This is a genomic window from Burkholderia sp. BKH01 (genome assembly GCF_025685725.1).
In the GTDB taxonomy this organism is placed as follows: domain Bacteria; phylum Pseudomonadota; class Gammaproteobacteria; order Burkholderiales; family Burkholderiaceae; genus Burkholderia; species Burkholderia pyrrocinia_C.
Genome location: NZ_JAOTQT010000001.1, coordinates 316,032 through 334,250, shown reverse-complemented (window position 1 = coordinate 334,250; position 18,219 = coordinate 316,032). Strand labels below are relative to the sequence as shown.

Below are 18,219 nucleotides of genomic sequence, written 5' to 3'. Positions count from 1 at the left end.
GCGAGATGATACGCCGCCAGTACCGGATCGTCGTCGCGGCGATCGCCGTGTTCGTGTCGCTTGCGGGGATGATGGCCGTCGTGACGGGGCTGCTGTTCGATGAAGCGATGGCGCTGCGCGGCGGCGCGATCGCGTTGATCGTCGGCGTGGCCGGCTTCGTCGTGATGCTCAATCCGGGCGTGAAAGGCGAGGAGTGACGCGGGCGTGTTTTGCCCGCGTCTCCCGGTCGACAGGGCCCGACGGGTCCGGCGGCCGTCTGCCGAAAAGCCGGCGGTAGCCGTCGCCGCGCCGGCCACGTTGCTTCGCGCCGCTGCCCGGCGCCGTTACTCCGTTTGCCCGCCTGCCGTTCCCGGCGCCTTCGCGCCGTCCTGCCCGATCTGTATCTCCAGCCGCTTCACCGTTTCCTCCAGCTCCGCGTTTTTCGGCTGAATCTTCCGCGCCCGCGCGAACGCAGCGCGCGCCTCATCCTGGCGTCCCAGCTTCCACAGCACTTCGCCCTTGTGCGTCAGGCCGGTCGCATAGGCTTCGTGCGCGTCGCCGTCGTCGCCGTCCTTCGCGAAGATCGCGATCGACCGGTCGAACCACGCGAGCGCTTCGTCGTTGCGGCCGAGGCGATACAGCGCCCAGCCCTTGCTGTCGAGCGCATACGCATCGTCCGGTGACTTCGCGAGATGCGCGTCGATCATCGCGAGCCCGCGATCGACTTCCACACCCGCGTCGACGAGCCGATAGCCGATGTCGTTCAGGCGACCATCGGGGATCTCGCCGAGATCGAGCACCGCGGCGACGCGGCCCGCGTCGTGCCCGGCGATCGCGAGCGACAGCAGCTTGGTGACGATTTGTTGCCGCAATTCGACGCTGATCCGGCTGCCGTTGGCTACCAGGCTGCCGAGGTATTGCGTGTACAGGTCCGGCGCGCCGGGATCGCTCGCGCCGTTCGCGATGGCCGCGCCCGGGCCCGCGCACCAGTCGTCGTCGGCGGACCCGGCCAGCGTTCCGGCATAAAGACTGATGTTCCGCGGCGTGCGCGATTGCGCGTAGTAGGTGTAGCCGCTCGCATCCGAGTAGCCGCACGCCAGATATTCGTTTTCCACGTCCAGTACATACGGGAAGTTGCCGAGCGGCTCGTTGCCGGATGGATCGACCAGCCGGAACGATTCGCCCATGTCGCCTTCGCCGACGATCGGGTTGAACACCCACTGCTTCTGCGGATGAACCTTCGGCAGCCGGATCTTAACGGTGCGCCCGGCGGCGTCGGTCGTGCCGAAGATCACGCTGTCGTGCTGGTCCGGCTTGACGGGCAGGCCCGCGATGACCTGGCCGGGCAGGAACAGCCGGTACCGCGCATTGGGCAGCGGCTGGTGCGTGACGGGGTCGCGCAGCACGAACTGGTGAACATGGGCGCCTTTTCCGAACGACTGCGTCGATGCGACGTAGGTGCGCGCATGGGCGGCGGGCAGCGCGGTGCAGCTCAAGGCCGCGGCAACGAGCGCGGCGAGAAGGCGTGATGTCATGGAATTGTGGTTCTTATATGTAAGGGTTTTATAGACCGACGGCCGGAAATGCACTGAACAACCTGCGCAAGCTTCGATAAACAACGGGCTGCGGCTTGCTGCCGGATCGTCCAGCGCAATTCGACGCGGCGCCCGCCCGCCGCACCGTGATGCGAGGAACACGCGAGCGGGTGACGCGCGAATGCAGTGCGCAGCATAACAGGCGGGCGTCGCGTACTCCCTCCCCATCGGGTTTCGTTGCTGCCGCCGGATCAACGACAACGTGATTTGTATCAAATCATGATATGTCGATCCACACGACAATCGCTTCGAGCACGGTGAAGCAGGGTGGGGCGACCGAAATCAAGTCGTCCTTTGCAACCGGTATTTCGCCTCCTTGAATAATCAGGGTCTGCCAAAAGACCGGAAAAACGAGATCCCCATGAGCCATTTCCTGGACAGATTGCGTTATTTCTCCACCACGCGGCCACGCTTCTCCGACGGACACGGCGCTGTCACGGACGAAGACCGAACATGGGAAGACGGCTACCGGATGCGCTGGCAGCACGACAAGATCGTCCGCTCGACCCATGGCGTGAACTGCACGGGCTCGTGCTCGTGGAAGGTCTACGTGAAAGGCGGGATCGTCACGTGGGAAACCCAGCAGACCGACTATCCGCGCACGCGCCCCGACATGCCGAACCACGAGCCGCGCGGCTGCTCGCGCGGTGCTTCGTACTCCTGGTATCTATATAGCGCGAACCGGCTCAAGCATCCGCTCGTGCGCAGCGCGCTCGTGAAGCTGTGGCGCGAGCGCCGGCGTACGCTGGCGCCGGTCGACGCGTGGCGCTCGATCGTCGACGACGAAGAGGCCCGCCGCGCGTACCAGAGCCGGCGCGGGCTCGGCGGCTTCGTGCGCGCGAGCTGGGACGAGGTCAACGAGATCGTCGCGGCGGCCAACGTGCACACGGTGGAGCGGCACGGCCCCGATCGCGTGGTCGGCTTCTCGCCGATTCCGGCGATGTCGATGGTGTCGTATGCGGCAGGTTCCCGCTACCTGTCGCTGATCGGCGGCGTGTGCCTGAGCTTCTACGACTGGTATTGCGACCTGCCTCCGGCATCGCCGCAAACGTGGGGCGAGCAGACCGACGTGCCGGAATCGGCCGACTGGTACAACTCGACGTTCATCATCATGTGGGGCTCCAATGTCCCGCAGACGCGCACGCCGGACGCGCACTTCCTCGTCGAGGCGCGCTATCGCGGCACCAAGGTCGTGTCGGTGTTCCCCGACTACGCGGAAGGCGCGAAGTTCGGCGACCTGTGGCTGCACCCGAAGCAGGGCACCGACGCGGCGCTCGCGCTCGCGATGGGCCATGTGATCCTCAAGGAATTCCATCTGGCGGGGAAGAGCGACTACTTCGCCGACTACTGCAAGCGCTATACCGACATGCCGTGCCTCGTGCGCCTGGTGCCGCACGGCGACGGCTATGTGCCCGAGCGACTCGTGCGCGCGTCCGACTTCGACGACGCGCTCGACGAGGCCGCGCATCCGGACTGGAAGACCGTGATGATCGACGACGCGACCGGCGAGTTCGTCGTGCCGGTCGGCTCGGTGGGCTTCCGCTGGGGGCAGCAGAACGACGCCGACAAGGGCAAGTGGAACCTGCGCGGCGAGACGTCGAAGGGCGCGGCGCTGTCGCCGCGGCTGTCTTGCACGGCCGCGCACGACGACGTGGTCGACGTGCTGTTCCCGTACTTCGGCAACCAGCCGCATGCGCACTTCAACTCGACGCAGCATGCTTCCGAGCTGTCGCGCCGGATCGGCGTGCGGCGCGTCGCGACGCGCAACGGCGACATGCTGGTCGCGACCGTCTACGACCTGTTCGTCGCGAACTACGGGCTCGACCAGGGCCTCGGCGGCCGCGACGTGGCCGCGAGCTACGACGACGACCTGCCCTACACGCCGGCGTGGCAGGAGGCGATCACCGGCGTGAAGCGCGCGGACGTGATCTCGGTCGCGCGGCAGTTCGCGGAGAACGCGCACAAGACGCAGGGCAAGTCGATGGTGATCATCGGTGCGGGGATCAACCACTGGTTCCACATGGACATGTCGTACCGCGCGATCATCAACATGCTGATCATGTGCGGCTGCATCGGCAAGCCGGGCGGCGGCTGGTCGCACTACGTGGGCCAGGAGAAGCTGCGGCCGCAGACGGGCTGGACCGCACTCGCGTTCGCGCTCGACTGGAACCGTCCGCCGCGCCAGATGAACGCGACGTCGTTCTTCTACGCGCACACCGACCAGTGGCGCTACGACCCGATGGACCCGGCCACGCTGCTGTCGCCGCTCGCGGACAAGTCGCAGTTCCACGGCGCGCCGATCGACTACAACGTGCGCGCGGAACGGATGGGCTGGCTGCCGTCCGCGCCGCAGCTCGCGGTGAATCCGCTGAAGGCCGGCGCGGCGCTTGCCGATCCCGCGCACGCCGGCGCCGATATCGCGCAGCAATTGAAATCGGGCGCGCTGAGGATGGCGAGCGAAGACCCGGATGCCCCCGGCAACTTCCCGCGGAACCTGTTCGTGTGGCGCTCGAACCTGCTCGGCTCGTCCGGCAAGGGGCACGAGTATTTCCTGAAGCACCTGCTCGGCACGACCAACGGCGTGCAGGGCGAGGACCTCGGCGCGACGGGCGGCACGCGCCCCGAGGAGGTGACGTGGCATGACGAGGCGCCGCGCGGCAAGCTCGACCTGCTCGTGACGCTCGACTTCCGGATGTCGACCACCTGCATGTATTCGGACGTCGTGCTGCCGACCGCGACGTGGTACGAGAAGGACGACATGAACACGTCCGACATGCACCCGTTCATCCATCCGCTGTCGGCGGCGGTCGATCCCGCGTGGGAATCGAAGAGCGACTGGGAAATCTTCAAGGGGATCGCGAAGCGCTTCTCCGAGTTGTGCGACGGGCATCTGGGCGTCGAGCGCGACGTCGTGCTCGCGCCGATCGCGCACGATACGCCGGGCGAACTCGCGCAGCCGTTCGACGTGCAGGACTGGAAGCGCGGCGAATGCGAGCCGGTGCCGGGCCGCACGATGCCGACCGTGACCGTCGTCGAGCGCGACTATCCGAACACGTATGCGCGCTTCACGTCGCTCGGGCCGCTGATGGACAAGCTCGGCAACGGCGGCAAGGGCATCGGCTGGGACACGAAGGACGAGGTGAAGCTGCTCGGCGAGCTCAACTACAAGGTGGCCGACGGCGCCGCGCACGGGCGGCCGCGCATCGACACGGCGCTCGATGCGGCCGAGGTGATCCTCGCGCTCGCGCCCGAGACCAACGGCGAAGTGGCGGTGAAGGCGTGGCGTGCGCTGTCCGGCATCACCGGCATCGACCATACGCACCTGGCCGCCGCGCGCGCGGACGAGAAGATCCGCTTCCGCGACATCCAGGCGCAGCCGCGCAAGATCATCTCGTCGCCGACGTGGAGCGGGATCGAATCCGAGCACGTGTCGTACAACGCCGGCTACGTGAACGTGCACGAACTGGTGCCGTGGCGCACGATGACCGGCCGCCAGCAGCTTTACCAGGATCACGCGTGGATGCGCGCGTTCGGCGAATCGCTGTGCGCGTACAAGCCGCCGGTCGATACGGGCAGCTATGCGCACATGGTCGGCAAGCGCTCGAACGGCAACCCCGAGCGCGTGCTGAACTTCCTGACGCCGCACCAGAAGTGGGGGATCCACAGCACGTACACGGACAACCTGCTGATGCTGACGCTGTCGCGCGGCGGCCCGATCGTGTGGATGTCGGAAGACGACGCGAAGGCGATCGGCGTGGCCGACAACGACTGGATCGAGTGCTACAACTCGAACGGTGCATTGTGCGCACGGGCCGTCGTCAGCCAGCGGATTCCGTCCGGGATGGTGATGATGTACCACGCGCAGGAGAAGATCGTGAACACGCCAGGCTCCGAGATCACCGGCACGCGCGGCGGCATCCACAACTCGGTCACGCGCATCGCGCTGAAGCCCACGCACATGATCGGCGGCTACGCGCAGCTCGCGTACGGTTTCAACTACTACGGCACGGTCGGCTCGAATCGCGACGAGTTCCTGATCGTGCGCAGGATGAACAAGATCGACTGGCTCGATGGTGAAGAGACCGCGGTCGACCCGACAACTCAGGCCGTACGGACCGGAGAAACGTCATGAAGGTACGCGCACAGATCGCGATGGTGCTGAACCTCGACAAGTGCATCGGCTGCCATACCTGCTCGGTGACCTGCAAGAACGTATGGACGAGCCGCGAGGGGATGGAGTACGCGTGGTTCAACAACGTCGGGACGAAACCGGGCATCGGCTACCCGAAGGACTGGGAGAACCAGGACCGCTGGCGCGGCGGCTGGCAGCGGCGCGCGGACGGCAGGATCGAGCCGCGCCTCGGCGGCAAGTGGCGATTGCTCGCGCAGATCTTCGCGAACCCGCACCTGCCCGAGATCGACGATTACTACGAGCCGTTCACGTTCGACTACGCGCATCTGCAGGAAGCCGGCAACACGCGCGCAATGCCGGTCGCGCGGCCGCGCTCGCTGATCAGCGGCCAGCGGCTCGAGAAGATCGAGTGGGGGCCGAACTGGGAGGAAATCCTCGGCGGCGAATTCGAGAAGCGCGCGAAGGACTACAACTTCGAATCGGTGCAGAAGGACATCTACGGGCAGTTCGAGAACACCTTCATGATGTACCTGCCGCGCCTGTGCGAGCACTGCCTGAACCCGGCGTGCGTCGCGGCGTGCCCGTCGGGCTCGATCTACAAGCGCGAGGAAGACGGCATCGTGCTGATCGACCAGGACAAGTGCCGCGGCTGGCGCATGTGCGTGTCGGGATGCCCGTACAAGAAGATCTACTACAACTGGCAAAGCGGCAAGGCCGAGAAGTGCATCTTCTGCTATCCGCGCATCGAGGCCGGCCAGCCGACCGTGTGTTCGGAAACCTGCGTGGGCCGCATTCGTTATCTCGGCGTGCTGCTCTACGACGCCGACCGGATCAGCGAGGCGGCCAGCGCGGAGAACGAAAAGGACCTGTACGAAGCGCAGCTGTCGCTGTTCCTCGACCCGGAGGATCCTGCCGTGATCGCTCAGGCCGAGCGCGACGGTGTACCGGCCGCGTGGATCGACGCCGCGCGGCGTTCGCCGACCTACAAGATGGCGATCGGCTGGAAGATCGCGTTCCCGCTGCATCCGGAATACCGGACGCTGCCGATGGTGTGGTACGTGCCGCCGCTGTCGCCGATCAACGCGGCCGCGAACAGCGGCGCGCTCGGGATGAACGGCTACCTGCCGGACGTCGAATCGCTGCGCATTCCGCTGCGTTATCTCGCGAACCTGCTGACGGCCGGCGACGAGGCGCCCGTGAAGCTCGCGCTCGAACGGCTGCTCGCGATGCGCGCATTCATGCGCGCGCGTCACGTGGACGGCGTCGATGCGCGCGGCGTGCTCGACCAGGTCGGGCTGTCGCTCGCGCAGGTCGAGGAGATGTATCGCTACCTCGCGATCGCGAACTACGAGGATCGCTTCGTGATCCCGACCACGCACCGCGAGTATGCGGAGAACGCGTACGACCTGCGCGCATCGTGCGGCTTCTCGTTCGGCAACGGCTGTTCGGACGGCCGTTCCGAAGCGAGCCTGTTCAGCACGAAGAAAGGCACGAAGACGATTCCGATCCACGAGGCCTCCCGATGAGCACCGCAACCGATCCGACCTATGCGGCGCTCGCGGCGCTGCTCGACTATCCCGACGATGCGCTCGTCGCCGCGCTCGACTCGATCGAAGCGCATCTGCGCGACAGTGCGCGTTTGCCGAAAACGGTGCGCGCGGGCCTCGACCGGTTCTTTGGCTACATGCGCGAACGCGATTTGCTCACGCTGCAGGAGAACTATGTCGGGCTGTTCGACCGTGGCCGCGCGACGTCGCTGTACCTGTTCGAGCACGTGCACGGCGAATCGCGCGACCGCGGACAGGCGATGGTCGACCTGCTGCAGATGTACGAGCGGCACGGGCTGTTCCTGAACCGGGGCGAATTGCCCGACTACCTGCCCGTGTTCCTCGAATACCTGTCGCGGCTGCCGGCGCCCGACGCGCGCAAGCTGCTCGCCGAAACCGGCGAGATTCTGTGCGCGCTGGCCGAAGCGCTTGCACAGCGCGGCAGCCATTACAGCTTCGTGGTCGGCGCGTTGCTGCCGATGGCCGGACTCGCGCCGGTCGACGCGCCGGATGCCGCCGCCGACGACGTCGCCGCCGAGCGGCCGAGCGCCGACGATTACCGCACGCTCGATGCGTCGTATGCGGACGAGGCCGTGCGCTTCGTCGGTGCGGCGACACCGGCGGAGCAGACGGTGCGGTTCCACGACAAGCGGCCGGCTCGCGGCGCGTAAGCGTGGGCCCAACTGGGGAAACACATGAACGACACTCTGCATCGGTTCCTGTTCGGGATCTACCCGTACATCTGCCTCGCCGTGCTGCTGGTGGGCAGCCTGATCCGCTTCGACCGCGAGCAGTACACGTGGAAAAGCGATTCGTCGCAGTTGCTGCGGCACGGCATGCTGCGGCTCGGCAGCAACCTGTTCCACTGGGGTGTGCTAGTCGTCGTACTAGGGCACTTCGGCGGTTTTCTCGCGCCGCACTGGCTCGTGTCGCCGTTCCTGTCGGCGTCCGGGCACCAACTCGTCGCGATGGTCGCGGGGGGCGCTGCCGGCGTCGCCGCGATCATCGGGCTGACGATCCTGATCTGGCGTCGCCTCGGCGACCCGCGCATCCGCCGCAACAGCCGCAAGTCTGACATCGTGATCGTGCTGATGCTGTGGGTGCAGCTCGCGCTCGGGCTCGGCACCGTCGTGCTGTCGACGCGCCACATGGACGGCGCGATGTTCGAGCAGCTCACCGACTATGTGAAGGGCGTCGTCACGTTCCGGCCGGACATCGCGAGCCTGCTCGTCGGCGTGCCGCTCACGTACCGGCTGCATATCCTGCTCGGCTTCACGATCTTCCTCGTGTCGCCGTTCACGCGGATGGTGCATATCTGGAGCGGCATCGCGTCGGTCGCGTACCTGATCCGCCCGTACCAGCTCGTGCGCAAGCGCTGAGGAGGCCGCATGAACGACGTTCTCTCCGACGCGCCGGTCGCGTTGAGCATCAACGGTGTCGCGATCGACGACGATGCAATCGCGGCCGAGGCCGCGCATCACGGCGACGCACCCGATCCGCTCGATGCGGCACGGCGCGTGCTCGCGGTGCGCGAGTTGCTGAGGCAGCGCGCGGTGTCGCTCGCGCTGCTCGACGAACACGCGCCGCTCGACGACGCGGCCGTCGACGCGTTGCTCGAACGCGAGCTGACCCACGTGCCCGAACCCGACCGAGCGGATTGCGAGCGCTATTACGCGCAGCATCCGGCGCGCTTTCGCCACAACGACATCGTCTATGCGAGCCATGTGCTGTTCGCGGTGACGGACCGCGTGCCGCTCGCGCCGCTGCGGCAGCGCGCGGAAAGCGCGTTGGCCGACGTGGTCGCCGCGCCCGACACGTTCGAAGCGGTCGCGCGCGCGTCGTCGAACTGCCCGTCGGCGGAAGTCGGCGGCAGCCTCGGGCAACTGCTGCGCGGCGACACGGTGCCGGAATTCGAAGCCGCATTGTTCGATACGGAAGGGCTCGGCGTGCTGCCGAAACTGGTCAACACGCGCTTCGGCTTCCACATCGTGCGGATCGAGCGCCGTGTACCGGGCGACGCGGTGCCGTTCGACGAAGCCGCCGCGCAGATCGCCGCGTACCTGTCGGAACGCGTGCGGCAGCGGGCGATGCGGCAGTACGTGGCGATTCTCGCGGGCAGTGCGCGCGTCGAAGGCGTCGAATTCGACGGCGCAAACGGGCCGCTGGTCCAATAACGGGGTTTTGCATATGGCAACTCAACAAGGCAACGCCGGGCCGGTCGCGAACGCGCCGGCCATCCCGCTGCGCGCGTGGTCGGTGCTGGCCGCGAGCACGCTCGCGTTCATGGTGTGTTTCGTCGTGTGGATGATGTTCGGCGTGCTCGGCGTGCAGCTGCGCACCGACCTCGGGCTGAACAGCACGGAGTTCGGGATGCTCACGGCGACACCCGTGCTGACCGGCGCGCTGATGCGTCTGCCGCTCGGCACGTGGACCGACCGCTTCGGCGGCCGCATCGTGATGACGGTGCTGCTCGTCGTGTGCGCGGTGCCCGTCTATATCGTCAGCTATGCGACGCAGCTCTGGCAGTTCCTGCTGATCGGGCTGTTTCTCGGCTGCGTCGGCGCGTCGTTCGCGGTCGGCACACCGTATGTCGCGCGCTTCTTCCCGCCGCAGCGGCGCGGGCTCGCGATGGGCGTGTTCGGCGCGGGCACGTGCGGCGCTGCAGTCAACCTGTTCGTCACGCCGCTGCTGCTAAATGCGTACGGCTGGCGCTTCGTGCCGCGCGTCTATGCGGTCGCGCTGCTCGTCACGGCCGCGATCTTCTGGTTCGCGTCGGCGCCCGATCCGGGCGCGGGCAAGCGCGGCGGCTCGTGGCTCGATTCGTTCAAGGTGCTGCGCGACCCGCGCGTGTGGCGGCTCTGCCAGTACTACTCGATCACGTTCGGCGGCTTTACCGCGCTGTCGCTGTGGATGCCGCAGTACCTGAAAAGCGAATACGGGATGTCGCTCGTGATGGCGTCCGCGTTCGCGGCCGGCTTCTCGCTGCCGGGTTCCGTGCTGCGCGCGCTCGGCGGCGCGCTGTCCGACCGCTTCGGCGCGCATGCGGTCACGTGGTGGGGGCTGTGGGTCGCGTGGATCGCGCTGTTCCTGCTGTCGTATCCGGCCACCGACTTCGTGATCCACACGATCGACGGCACCGCGACGCTGAACGTGTCGATGCCGGTGGCCGGCTTCGTCGCGCTGACCTTCGCGCTCGGCGCGGTGTTCGCGTTCGGGATGGCGTCGACCTTCAAGTACGTCGCCGACGATTTCGCGGACAACATGGGCGTCGTCACGGGCATCGTCGGCCTCGCGGGCGGGCTCGGCGGCTTCCTGCTGCCGATCCTGTTCGGCGCGCTGCTCGACCTGCTGCGCGTGCGCACGACCTGCTTCATGTTCCTGTACGGGATCGTGTGGGTGTCGCTGATCCTGATCTACCTGTCGGAAGTGCGGCGCACGCCGGTCACGGGCTGACGGGTTCGATCGATGCGCTTGCGCGATGCCGGAACGGTTCGGCATCGCGCATCGCCATCGTCGTGACGGGAACGCCGCGCGCGGCGTTTCCGGCCGCGCGCGCTTCTGTCAAACTGGCGCCCATGAAACCGCGCCTCGCCTCACCGCCTTCCCCCGATTCCGCGCCTGCGCCCGCAGGCTTTCCCGACGCCGACGAACTGGCCGCGCTGCGCGGGTGGTACGCAGGCATGACCGTGCGCCAGGCCGTCGAACGCTACCTGCCCGATCGTCTCGGCGCAGGGCGCTCGGCGCGCGGCGTGATCGGCGGCATTCGCCGTCGCCTCGTGCGCGTCGCGCGGCTGGCCGGCCGGCCCGATCTCGCGGAACGGCTCGCTCATCCCGACGGTGAGCGTGTGCGGCAGGCGAAGGCCGCAACCGAAGCGATCGGGCTGCTGCGTCATGCGCGCGCGCCGGTCCCGCAGATCAGCGACGACGTCGGCCTGTGGCTGCCCGCGCGCGCGGTCGCCGCGCTGCGTGCGCACGGGATCGCGACGCTCGCCGATCTGACCGTGCGGATTCCGCGCCGGCGCCAGTGGTGGAGCGCGATTGCGGGGCTCGGCATGGCCAGCGCGCGACGCATCGAGGCGTTTTTCGCCGCGCATCCGGACCTGACCGAACGGGCGCGCGCGCTGATCGCCGCGACGCCACGCGGCAGCATCGTGCCGTGGGAGCAGTTGAAGCTGCCGCACGAGGTCGACGGCTCGGCCGGCACGTTTCGCGCACCGCGTGCGACCAGCACGCTCGACGCGGACAACGATTACGCGGCCGTGCACGCGTGGCTGTCGCTGCACGAATCGGCCGCGACGCGGCGCGCGTACCGGAAGGAGGCCGAGCGGCTGATCCTGTGGGCGATCGTCGAGCGCGGCCGCGCGCTGTCGTCGCTGACGACCGAGGATGCGGTCGCGTATCGCGCATTCGTGCGGCGCCCGACGCCGCACGAGCGCTGGGTCGGGCCCGTGCGGCCGCGCGGCGCGCCCGACTGGCGGCCGTTCTCGGGCGGGCTCTCTGCGCGTTCGGCGGCGTACACGCTGTCGGTGCTCGGCGCGCTGTTCCGCTGGCTGATCGAGCAGCGCTACCTGCTCGCCAATCCGTTCGCGGGCGTCAAGGTGCGCGACACGCGCGGCCCGAACGCACTCGACACGTCGCATGCGTTCACCGAAGGCGAGTGGCTGCTGGTCCGCACGATCGCCGACGGGCTCGAGTTCCGCAAGGAAGCGTCGTCCGGTTGGACGCTCGCCGCCGCGCAGCGGCTGCGCTTCATCCTTGATTTCGGTTATGCGACCGGGCTGCGCGCGAGCGAGCTGGTCGGCGCGACGCTCGGCGACATCGAGACGGACGCGCACGGCGACGCGTGGCTGAAGGTGATCGGCAAGGGGCGCAAGGCCGCGCGCGTCGCGCTGCCGCCGCTGGCGCGCACGGCGCTCGATCGTCACCTGGTCGCGCGCCGGTTGCCGGTCACGCCGGCGCGCTGGCGGCCCGACACGCCGCTGATCCCGAGCCTCGCGGAAGACGGCGCGGCCGCGATTACGAGCGTACGGCTGTGGAAGGTGATGCAGCGCTTTTTCGCGCAGACGGCCGATGTCGTCGATGCCGATAACCCGGCGCTCGCGCAGAAGCTGCGGCAGGCGAGCCCGCACTGGATGCGTCATACGCATGCGACGCACGCGCTCGCGCGCGGGGCCGAGTTGACGACGGTGCGCGACAACCTGCGGCATGCGTCGATTTCGACGACGTCGATTTATCTGCATGGCGACGATGTGAAGCGGGCGCGGCAGATGTCGAGTGCGTTTGCGGCCGACAAGTAGGTGGGATGCGCGGGGGCGTCATGTCGGCGCCATTTTGTAATGAAGCGCTATCGGGCGATTCATCGCGCCGAGATGTAACTGTCAGGTGTGTCAGGAGATTGTTGGCCGGGAAGGTCCGCACACGCGTGCCTGTGTGCGCTTTCCATCGACGGGCTGATGACGCACCGCAGCGTATCCGCCGACAAGACGGAACGGTCCGGCGCACACGACGGTCATAAGCTTTTTCACCAGGAGCGGCGGATGGCATCGAGCCAGGGCACGGTCGATTTCATCGTCGAGCAGATGGCGGCGGCCGGCACGGTATCGGCCCGCAAGATGGTCGGCGAATACGGCATCTATTGCGACGGCAAGATGGTCGCGCTCGTCTGCGACGACCGGCTGTTCGTCAAGCCGACACCCGAAGGCCGCGCGTTTCTCGGCACCTGCGACGAAGGTCCGCCGTATCCGACCGCGAAGCCGCACCTCGTCATAGCCGGCGATCGCTGGGACGACCGCGAATGGCTGTCGGCGCTGATCCGGATCACCGCCGCGCAGTTGCCGGTGCCGGTGAAGCGAAGCCGATAGCGGCCGTGCGCGATGCGCCACGTCGTGCAGCGCGCAGGCGTATTCTGTGACACATGCGCGCGACCAGCGCGCGCCCGGAGGGAGCACAAGAATGGAGACATCCGGACATCCGCGCGGCACGCAGCTTGCGCGTCGCGCCTGGCACGCGCTCGTCGCGGCCCTTTGTGTCGGCTGGAGCGCGCTGGCGTTCGGCGCGGAAGGCGTAGGCGGCGCAGCGGCGCTGCTCGACCGCTACCACAGCCTCGGCGCGCAACTTAAGGACAACGTGTTTCACCGGCCGCTGTACCTCGAATCGTCGGAGGCGTCGTCGTCGCTGAAGGGCGACATCTACGCGGTGGTCGACTATCCGTTCGCGGTCGTGAACGGCCAGCTCGACGATCCCGCGCAGGGCCCGGCGAACTGGTGCGCGGTGCTGATCCTGCACCTGAACACGAAGTATTGCCATGCGTCGAGCGGCAGCAACGGCCCGGTGCTCGACGTGAACCTCGGCCGCAAGATCCAGCAGAAGCTGCCGGATACCTATCGCCTGCAGTTCCGCTATCGCGTGGCGGCCGCAGCGCCCGACTACTTCCAGGTCGACCTGACCGCCGACAGCGGACCGATGGGCACGAAGGATTACCGGATCGCGCTGGAGGCCGTGCCGGTCGGCGCGTCGCGCACGTTCCTGCACCTCACGTATTCGTACGGCTTCGGCACGGTCGGCAGGATGGCGATGAAGACCTACCTTGCGACGGTCGGCAGCGACAAGGTCGGGTTCACGGCCGCCAGCGGCGCATCGGCCGCGCAGCCGCAGTACATCGGCGGCGTGCGCGGGCTGCTGGAGCGCAACACGATGCGCTACTACCTCGCGATCGACACGTATCTCGCGACGCTCGACAAGCCGCTCGACCAGCGCCTCGCACGCTGGTTCGATGCGACCGAGCAGTATCCGCAGCAACTGCACGAAGTGGAAAAGAGCGCGTATCTGCAGATGAAAGCGCAGGAGATACAGCGCCAGCAGGCGGCGCGATAGGCGCCGCCGCCTGCTGTCCTGCCGCTCAGTTCGACGCGCCGCCGACCGTGCGGATGCTGCGCCACTGCCCCTGTTCGACGCGGAACAGCGTGTAGGGCGGCTTGATCAGGTCGCCGCGCTCGTCGAACGAGATCTTTCCGGTCACGCCGGTGACCGACACGCCGGGCAGGCTCGCGACGATCCTGGCGCGATCGACCGAATCGGCCTTGCGGATCGCCGCGATCATCGCGAGCGCCGCGTCGTACGCGAACGGCGCATACAGCTCGACATCCTGGTTGAAACGCGCCTTGTAGCGCTGCGCGAACGCGACGGCGGACGGCAGCTTGTCGAGCGCGGGGCCTGGTTCGAGATCCTGCGTGCCTTCGCCCGAATTGCCGGCGATCTTCAGGAATGCGTTGCTTTTCAGCGCGCCGGCGCCGAACAGTTGCGCGCGGATGCCGAGCGAGCGCATCTGCTTGACGAGCATCGCGCCCTGTTCGTCGAGCCCGCCGAAGAACAGCAGGTCGACGTTGTTGCTCTTCATGGTCGTCAGGATGCCGCGGAAATCGACAGCCTTGTCGTTCGTGTATTCGCGGTCGACGACGCTGCCGTGCGCATCCTTCACGCCTTTCTCGAACGCGTCGGCAAGCCCCTGGCCGAACGCGGTGCGATCGTCGATGATGCCGATCCGCTTCGCCTTCAACTGCTCGACCGCGAAGCGGCCGGCCACCACGCCGCCGATGCCGTCGTGCCCCATCGTGCGGAACACGTTCTTGAAGCCCTGCATCGTCAGTTGCGGATTGGTCGAGCCGGGCGTGATCATCGCGACGTTCGCCTGCCGGTAGACGGCCGACGCGGGGATGCTGCAGCCCGAGTTGTAGTGGCCGATCACGCCGACCACGCCGTCGTCGACGAGTTTCTGCGCGACCTGGATCGCGATGCGCGGATCGGCCTGGTCGTCCTGCACGTCGAGCGCGAAGCGCACCGGCTTGCCGCCGATGGTCGGATGCTTCGCGTTCTCCTCGTCGAGCGCGAGCTGCGCACCGTATTGCAGGTCCTTGCCGACGCGCGCGACGGGCCCCGTCAGCGGGCCGGCGAAGCCGATCTTGATGGTTTCCGGGTCCGCGGCCTGCGCGGACGCGGCGACCGTGCCGAGCGAGCAGACGGCCAGCCAAACCAGCCAGTTACGACGATTCATGATGCATGCCTCCTTGCAGTGGTTGAAATCGCGGCGCGCGTCAGAATCGCGCGGCCCGGTATGGCGTGAGGTCCAGCGGCGGTGCGCGCTGGGCGACGAGGTCGGCGACGATCCGCCCGGTGATGCCGGCGAGCGTCACGCCGAGATGCTGATGGCCGAATGCGTGAATCACGCGCGCGCTGTCGCGTGCGCGGCCGATGACCGGCACGCCGTCCGGCAGCGTCGGCCGGAAGCCGAGCCAACTGCGCGTCGGCGCGCCGAGCGACGGCAGCGCCTCGCGTGCCGAGCGCGTGAGCAGCGCGACGAGCGAGTGGTTCATCGGCGCGCCGAAGCCGCCGAGCTCGACGGTGCCGGCGGCGCGCAGCCCTTCGTCGAGCGGCGTCATGTAGAAACCGCGCTCGGCCCAGCCGACCGGCCGCGTGACGATCTGCTCATGCGCGGCGAACTGCACGTGATAACCGCGCTCGGTATCGAGCGGCACCGTGTCGCCGCACATGGCCGCGAATTCACGCGAGCGGGCGCCCGCGGCAACGACGACGTGATCGAAGGTGCGCACCGAACCGCCCGCGTGCACGTTCACGCCGTCGCCGACGGGCTCGATCCGCTCGACGCGCTCGCGTTCGAGCGTCGCGCCGCTGGTGGCGAGATGTGCGAACAGTTCGCCGAGAAACCCGTGCGGATCGGAGAAAAACCAGCTTCCGACGAACAGCACGCCGCGCGCGAAGATCGGCGCGAGCGCGGGCTCGAGCCGGCGGATCGCGCTCGCGTCGAGCAACTCGAACGGCACGCCGAGCCGGCGCCGCAGCGCGAGCGACGGCTGCGCGGCATCGAACGACGCCTGCCGCGCGTACAGGTACAGGCACTCGCGCGGCCGCACGAACGCAGCGAGTCGCGGCGGGGCGAGCAGCGGCGCATAGCCGTCGGCCGCGCGCGACAGCAGCGCGGCCAGTGCGCTCGCGCTGCTTGCGTGGCGCGCGGGTGTCGATGCGAGCAGGAACCGCGCGAGCCACGGCGCGCCGCGCAGCAGGTACGGCCAGCGGATGCGCAGCGGGCTGTCGGCGGCGAACAGGAAGTGCGGGATGTTGCGGAACACGGACGGGCCGTTCACCGGCACGCAGCCGTACGGCGCGAACGTCGCGGCGTTGCCGAACGACGCGCCGTGGCCGACGCCGGCCGGATCGAACAGCGTCACGCGATGCCCGTCGCGCTGCAGCCATGCTGCCGCGCCGAGCCCGATGAAGCCTGCACCCACGATGGCGATATTCGCCATGACGCATTCCCTCCGGCACACATGGTTCACACAAAGTTGAGATAAAGAATCACACAGTAATTTTTTGTGTGCAATCAAAATGAGATTGTGTGGTGCTAGTGTTTACCCGATTTCAATTGGCTGATTCAACAGACTTTTCCGCTGACGTTTGACGGGGAGGGGATGTCATATACAATCGCTGGGCAGGCCAAAATGGCAGACAAACGCTTTTTGTGTGGTCACAGGCGATAAATGGCATCAGACAAACTTTCTGGCGAGCGCGACGGCGGTGCGCCGGTGCAGGCAAAGCGGCCGACTTATGTCGAGGTATCGAGCTCGATCGAGGAGGAAATCCGCAACGGCACGTATCCGCCGGGCAGCCGCCTGCCGCCGCAGCGCCAGCTCGCGACCGAGCTCGGCATCAACGTGTCGACCGTGTCCCGCGCGTACAAGGAACTGCAACTGCGCGGCCTCGTGATCGGCAGCAAGCGCCGCGGCTCGCTCGTCACCGGCGGCGCGATGCCGAGCATCGCGCCGGCCCGCGCGGCGCTCGCGGCGGGCAACGGCGTGATCGACCTGACCGTGAACCGCCCGGCGACCGGCGAGTTTCTCGCGAGCCTCGCGCAGACGTTCGCCACGCTGTCGAACGACCCGCGTTTCGCCGCGCTGCAGGAATACCAGCCGCCGCAGGGGCCCGACTGGGCACGCGCGGCCGGCGCGCAGTGGCTTGCCGCGCCCGGCTTCGCGCCGTCGCGCGACCAGGTGGTCGTCACGAGCGGCGCGCAGCACGGGCTGTATGCGGTGCTGAACAGCCTGATCGGCACCGACGGCGTGATCGTCGCCGATCGCCTCACGTATTACGGGCTCAAGGCGCTCGCGCCGGTGTTCCAGTTCGAGATCGTCAGCGCGCCGGCCGACGACGACGGCCTGCTGCCCGACGAGATCGAACGGATCTGCCTGCGCATGCCGGTCAAGGCGATCTTCGTCGTGCCGAACCTGCAGAACCCGACCGTGACGACGATGAGCCTCGCGCGCCGGATGGCGCTCGTCGACGTCGCGCGGCGCCATCACGTGACGATCATCGAGGACGATGTGTACGGCCCGCTCGTGCGCGACCGGCTGCCGGCGATCGCGGGGCTGTGCCCCGAGCTGACGTTCCATATCGGCGCGACGTCGAAGGTCCTCGCGCCGGGGTTGCGCCTCGGCTACCTGAGCTGCCCGCGCGACAGCGTCGCGCTGTGCGCGGAAGCGGTGCGCACGACCGCATGGATGCCCGCGCCCACGTCGATGCTGATCGCGACGGTATGGATCGAGGACGGCACCGCCGAGCGGATCATGGCCGCGCAACTCGCGGAGATCCGCGCACGCGTCGATCTCGCGCGGGAACTGCTGCCGGCCGGGCAGTTGAAGTCCGATCCCGCATGCATGTTCGTGTGGCTGCGGCTGCCGCCGCCGTGGCGCGCCGACGACTTCGCCGCGAACGCGAAGGCGCGCGGCGTGATCGTGATGCCGTCGTCGACGTTCGCGGTCGATCGCGCGGAAATCGAGCACGGCGTGCGCATCAACCTCGCGTGCCCGGCCACGCGCGACGAACTCGTCAACGGGCTGCGGATTCTGTCCGGCACGCTGAAGGACCGGCCGCGCGCACTGTTCGGTTCGATCTGACG

14 protein-coding genes are annotated in these 18,219 nt (G+C 67.8%); 11 read left to right on the top strand and 3 right to left on the bottom strand.

From position 1 onward, the window contains the following. The first annotated feature begins 5 nt into the window (after window positions 1-5). Complete coding sequence (locus OEJ37_RS01510; RefSeq protein ID WP_034184541.1) at window positions 6-197, top strand: DUF2964 family protein; 192 nt, start codon at window positions 6-8, stop codon at window positions 195-197. A gap of 126 nt (window positions 198-323) precedes the next feature. Here the strand turns inward: OEJ37_RS01510 and OEJ37_RS01505 are convergent, their stop codons facing one another. After that, a complete protein-coding gene (locus OEJ37_RS01505; RefSeq protein WP_263342953.1) occupies window positions 324-1,514 on the bottom strand; it encodes a tetratricopeptide repeat protein in 1,191 nt (396 codons plus the stop codon). A 421-nt stretch (window positions 1,515-1,935) separates the two neighbouring features. Between OEJ37_RS01505 and OEJ37_RS01500 the strand changes: the two genes are divergently transcribed. The 9 genes from OEJ37_RS01500 to OEJ37_RS01460 all read left to right on the top strand — a co-directional run bounded on the left by OEJ37_RS01500 (window position 1,936) and on the right by OEJ37_RS01460 (window position 14,126). Then, on the top strand, window positions 1,936-5,706 hold the full coding sequence (locus OEJ37_RS01500) for a nitrate reductase subunit alpha (RefSeq protein WP_263342952.1): 3,771 nt from the start codon (window positions 1,936-1,938) through the stop codon (window positions 5,704-5,706). Beyond that, a complete protein-coding gene (narH, locus tag OEJ37_RS01495; RefSeq protein WP_263342951.1) occupies window positions 5,703-7,232 on the top strand; it encodes a nitrate reductase subunit beta in 1,530 nt (509 codons plus the stop codon). The genes OEJ37_RS01500 and narH overlap by 4 nt, the downstream gene beginning before the upstream one ends. Continuing rightward, complete coding sequence (narJ, locus tag OEJ37_RS01490) at window positions 7,229-7,924, top strand: nitrate reductase molybdenum cofactor assembly chaperone (RefSeq protein ID WP_263342950.1); 696 nt, start codon at window positions 7,229-7,231, stop codon at window positions 7,922-7,924. The genes narH and narJ overlap by 4 nt, the downstream gene beginning before the upstream one ends. A gap of 24 nt (window positions 7,925-7,948) precedes the next feature. Beyond that, on the top strand, window positions 7,949-8,632 hold the full coding sequence (narI, locus tag OEJ37_RS01485; protein WP_174418488.1) for a respiratory nitrate reductase subunit gamma: 684 nt from the start codon (window positions 7,949-7,951) through the stop codon (window positions 8,630-8,632). 9 nt (window positions 8,633-8,641) lie between these two features. Next, complete coding sequence (locus OEJ37_RS01480) at window positions 8,642-9,427, top strand: peptidylprolyl isomerase (protein WP_263342949.1); 786 nt, start codon at window positions 8,642-8,644, stop codon at window positions 9,425-9,427. 13 nt (window positions 9,428-9,440) lie between these two features. Next, window positions 9,441-10,706: an MFS transporter gene (locus OEJ37_RS01475; protein ID WP_263342948.1), complete on the top strand. Its 1,266-nt coding sequence runs from the start codon at window positions 9,441-9,443 to the stop codon at window positions 10,704-10,706. 122 nt (window positions 10,707-10,828) lie between these two features. After that, window positions 10,829-12,550, top strand: a complete 1,722-nt coding sequence (locus tag OEJ37_RS01470) for a site-specific integrase (protein ID WP_263342947.1) — start codon at window positions 10,829-10,831, stop codon at window positions 12,548-12,550. 240 nt (window positions 12,551-12,790) lie between these two features. Then, window positions 12,791-13,114, top strand: coding sequence for a TfoX/Sxy family protein (locus tag OEJ37_RS01465; protein WP_175919718.1), 324 nt, complete (start codon window positions 12,791-12,793; stop codon window positions 13,112-13,114). A gap of 91 nt (window positions 13,115-13,205) precedes the next feature. Beyond that, window positions 13,206-14,126 carry a hypothetical protein gene (locus OEJ37_RS01460; protein WP_175919717.1) on the top strand — a complete coding sequence of 307 codons (921 nt, stop codon included), beginning with the start codon at window positions 13,206-13,208 and terminating at the stop codon, window positions 14,124-14,126. 25 nt (window positions 14,127-14,151) lie between these two features. Here OEJ37_RS01460 and OEJ37_RS01455 read toward each other — a convergent pair whose 3' ends face one another. Both OEJ37_RS01455 and OEJ37_RS01450 read right to left on the bottom strand, forming a co-directional pair. After that, window positions 14,152-15,303: a branched-chain amino acid ABC transporter substrate-binding protein gene (locus OEJ37_RS01455; protein ID WP_174418494.1), complete on the bottom strand. Its 1,152-nt coding sequence runs from the start codon at window positions 15,301-15,303 to the stop codon at window positions 14,152-14,154. 40 nt (window positions 15,304-15,343) lie between these two features. Continuing rightward, window positions 15,344-16,573, bottom strand: coding sequence for an NAD(P)/FAD-dependent oxidoreductase (locus OEJ37_RS01450; RefSeq protein ID WP_263342945.1), 1,230 nt, complete (start codon window positions 16,571-16,573; stop codon window positions 15,344-15,346). A gap of 231 nt (window positions 16,574-16,804) precedes the next feature. On the opposite strand from OEJ37_RS01450, the gene OEJ37_RS01445 reads away from it, so the two are divergent. Beyond that, complete coding sequence (locus tag OEJ37_RS01445; protein ID WP_263342943.1) at window positions 16,805-18,217, top strand: PLP-dependent aminotransferase family protein; 1,413 nt, start codon at window positions 16,805-16,807, stop codon at window positions 18,215-18,217. Window positions 18,218-18,219 lie beyond the last annotated feature (2 nt).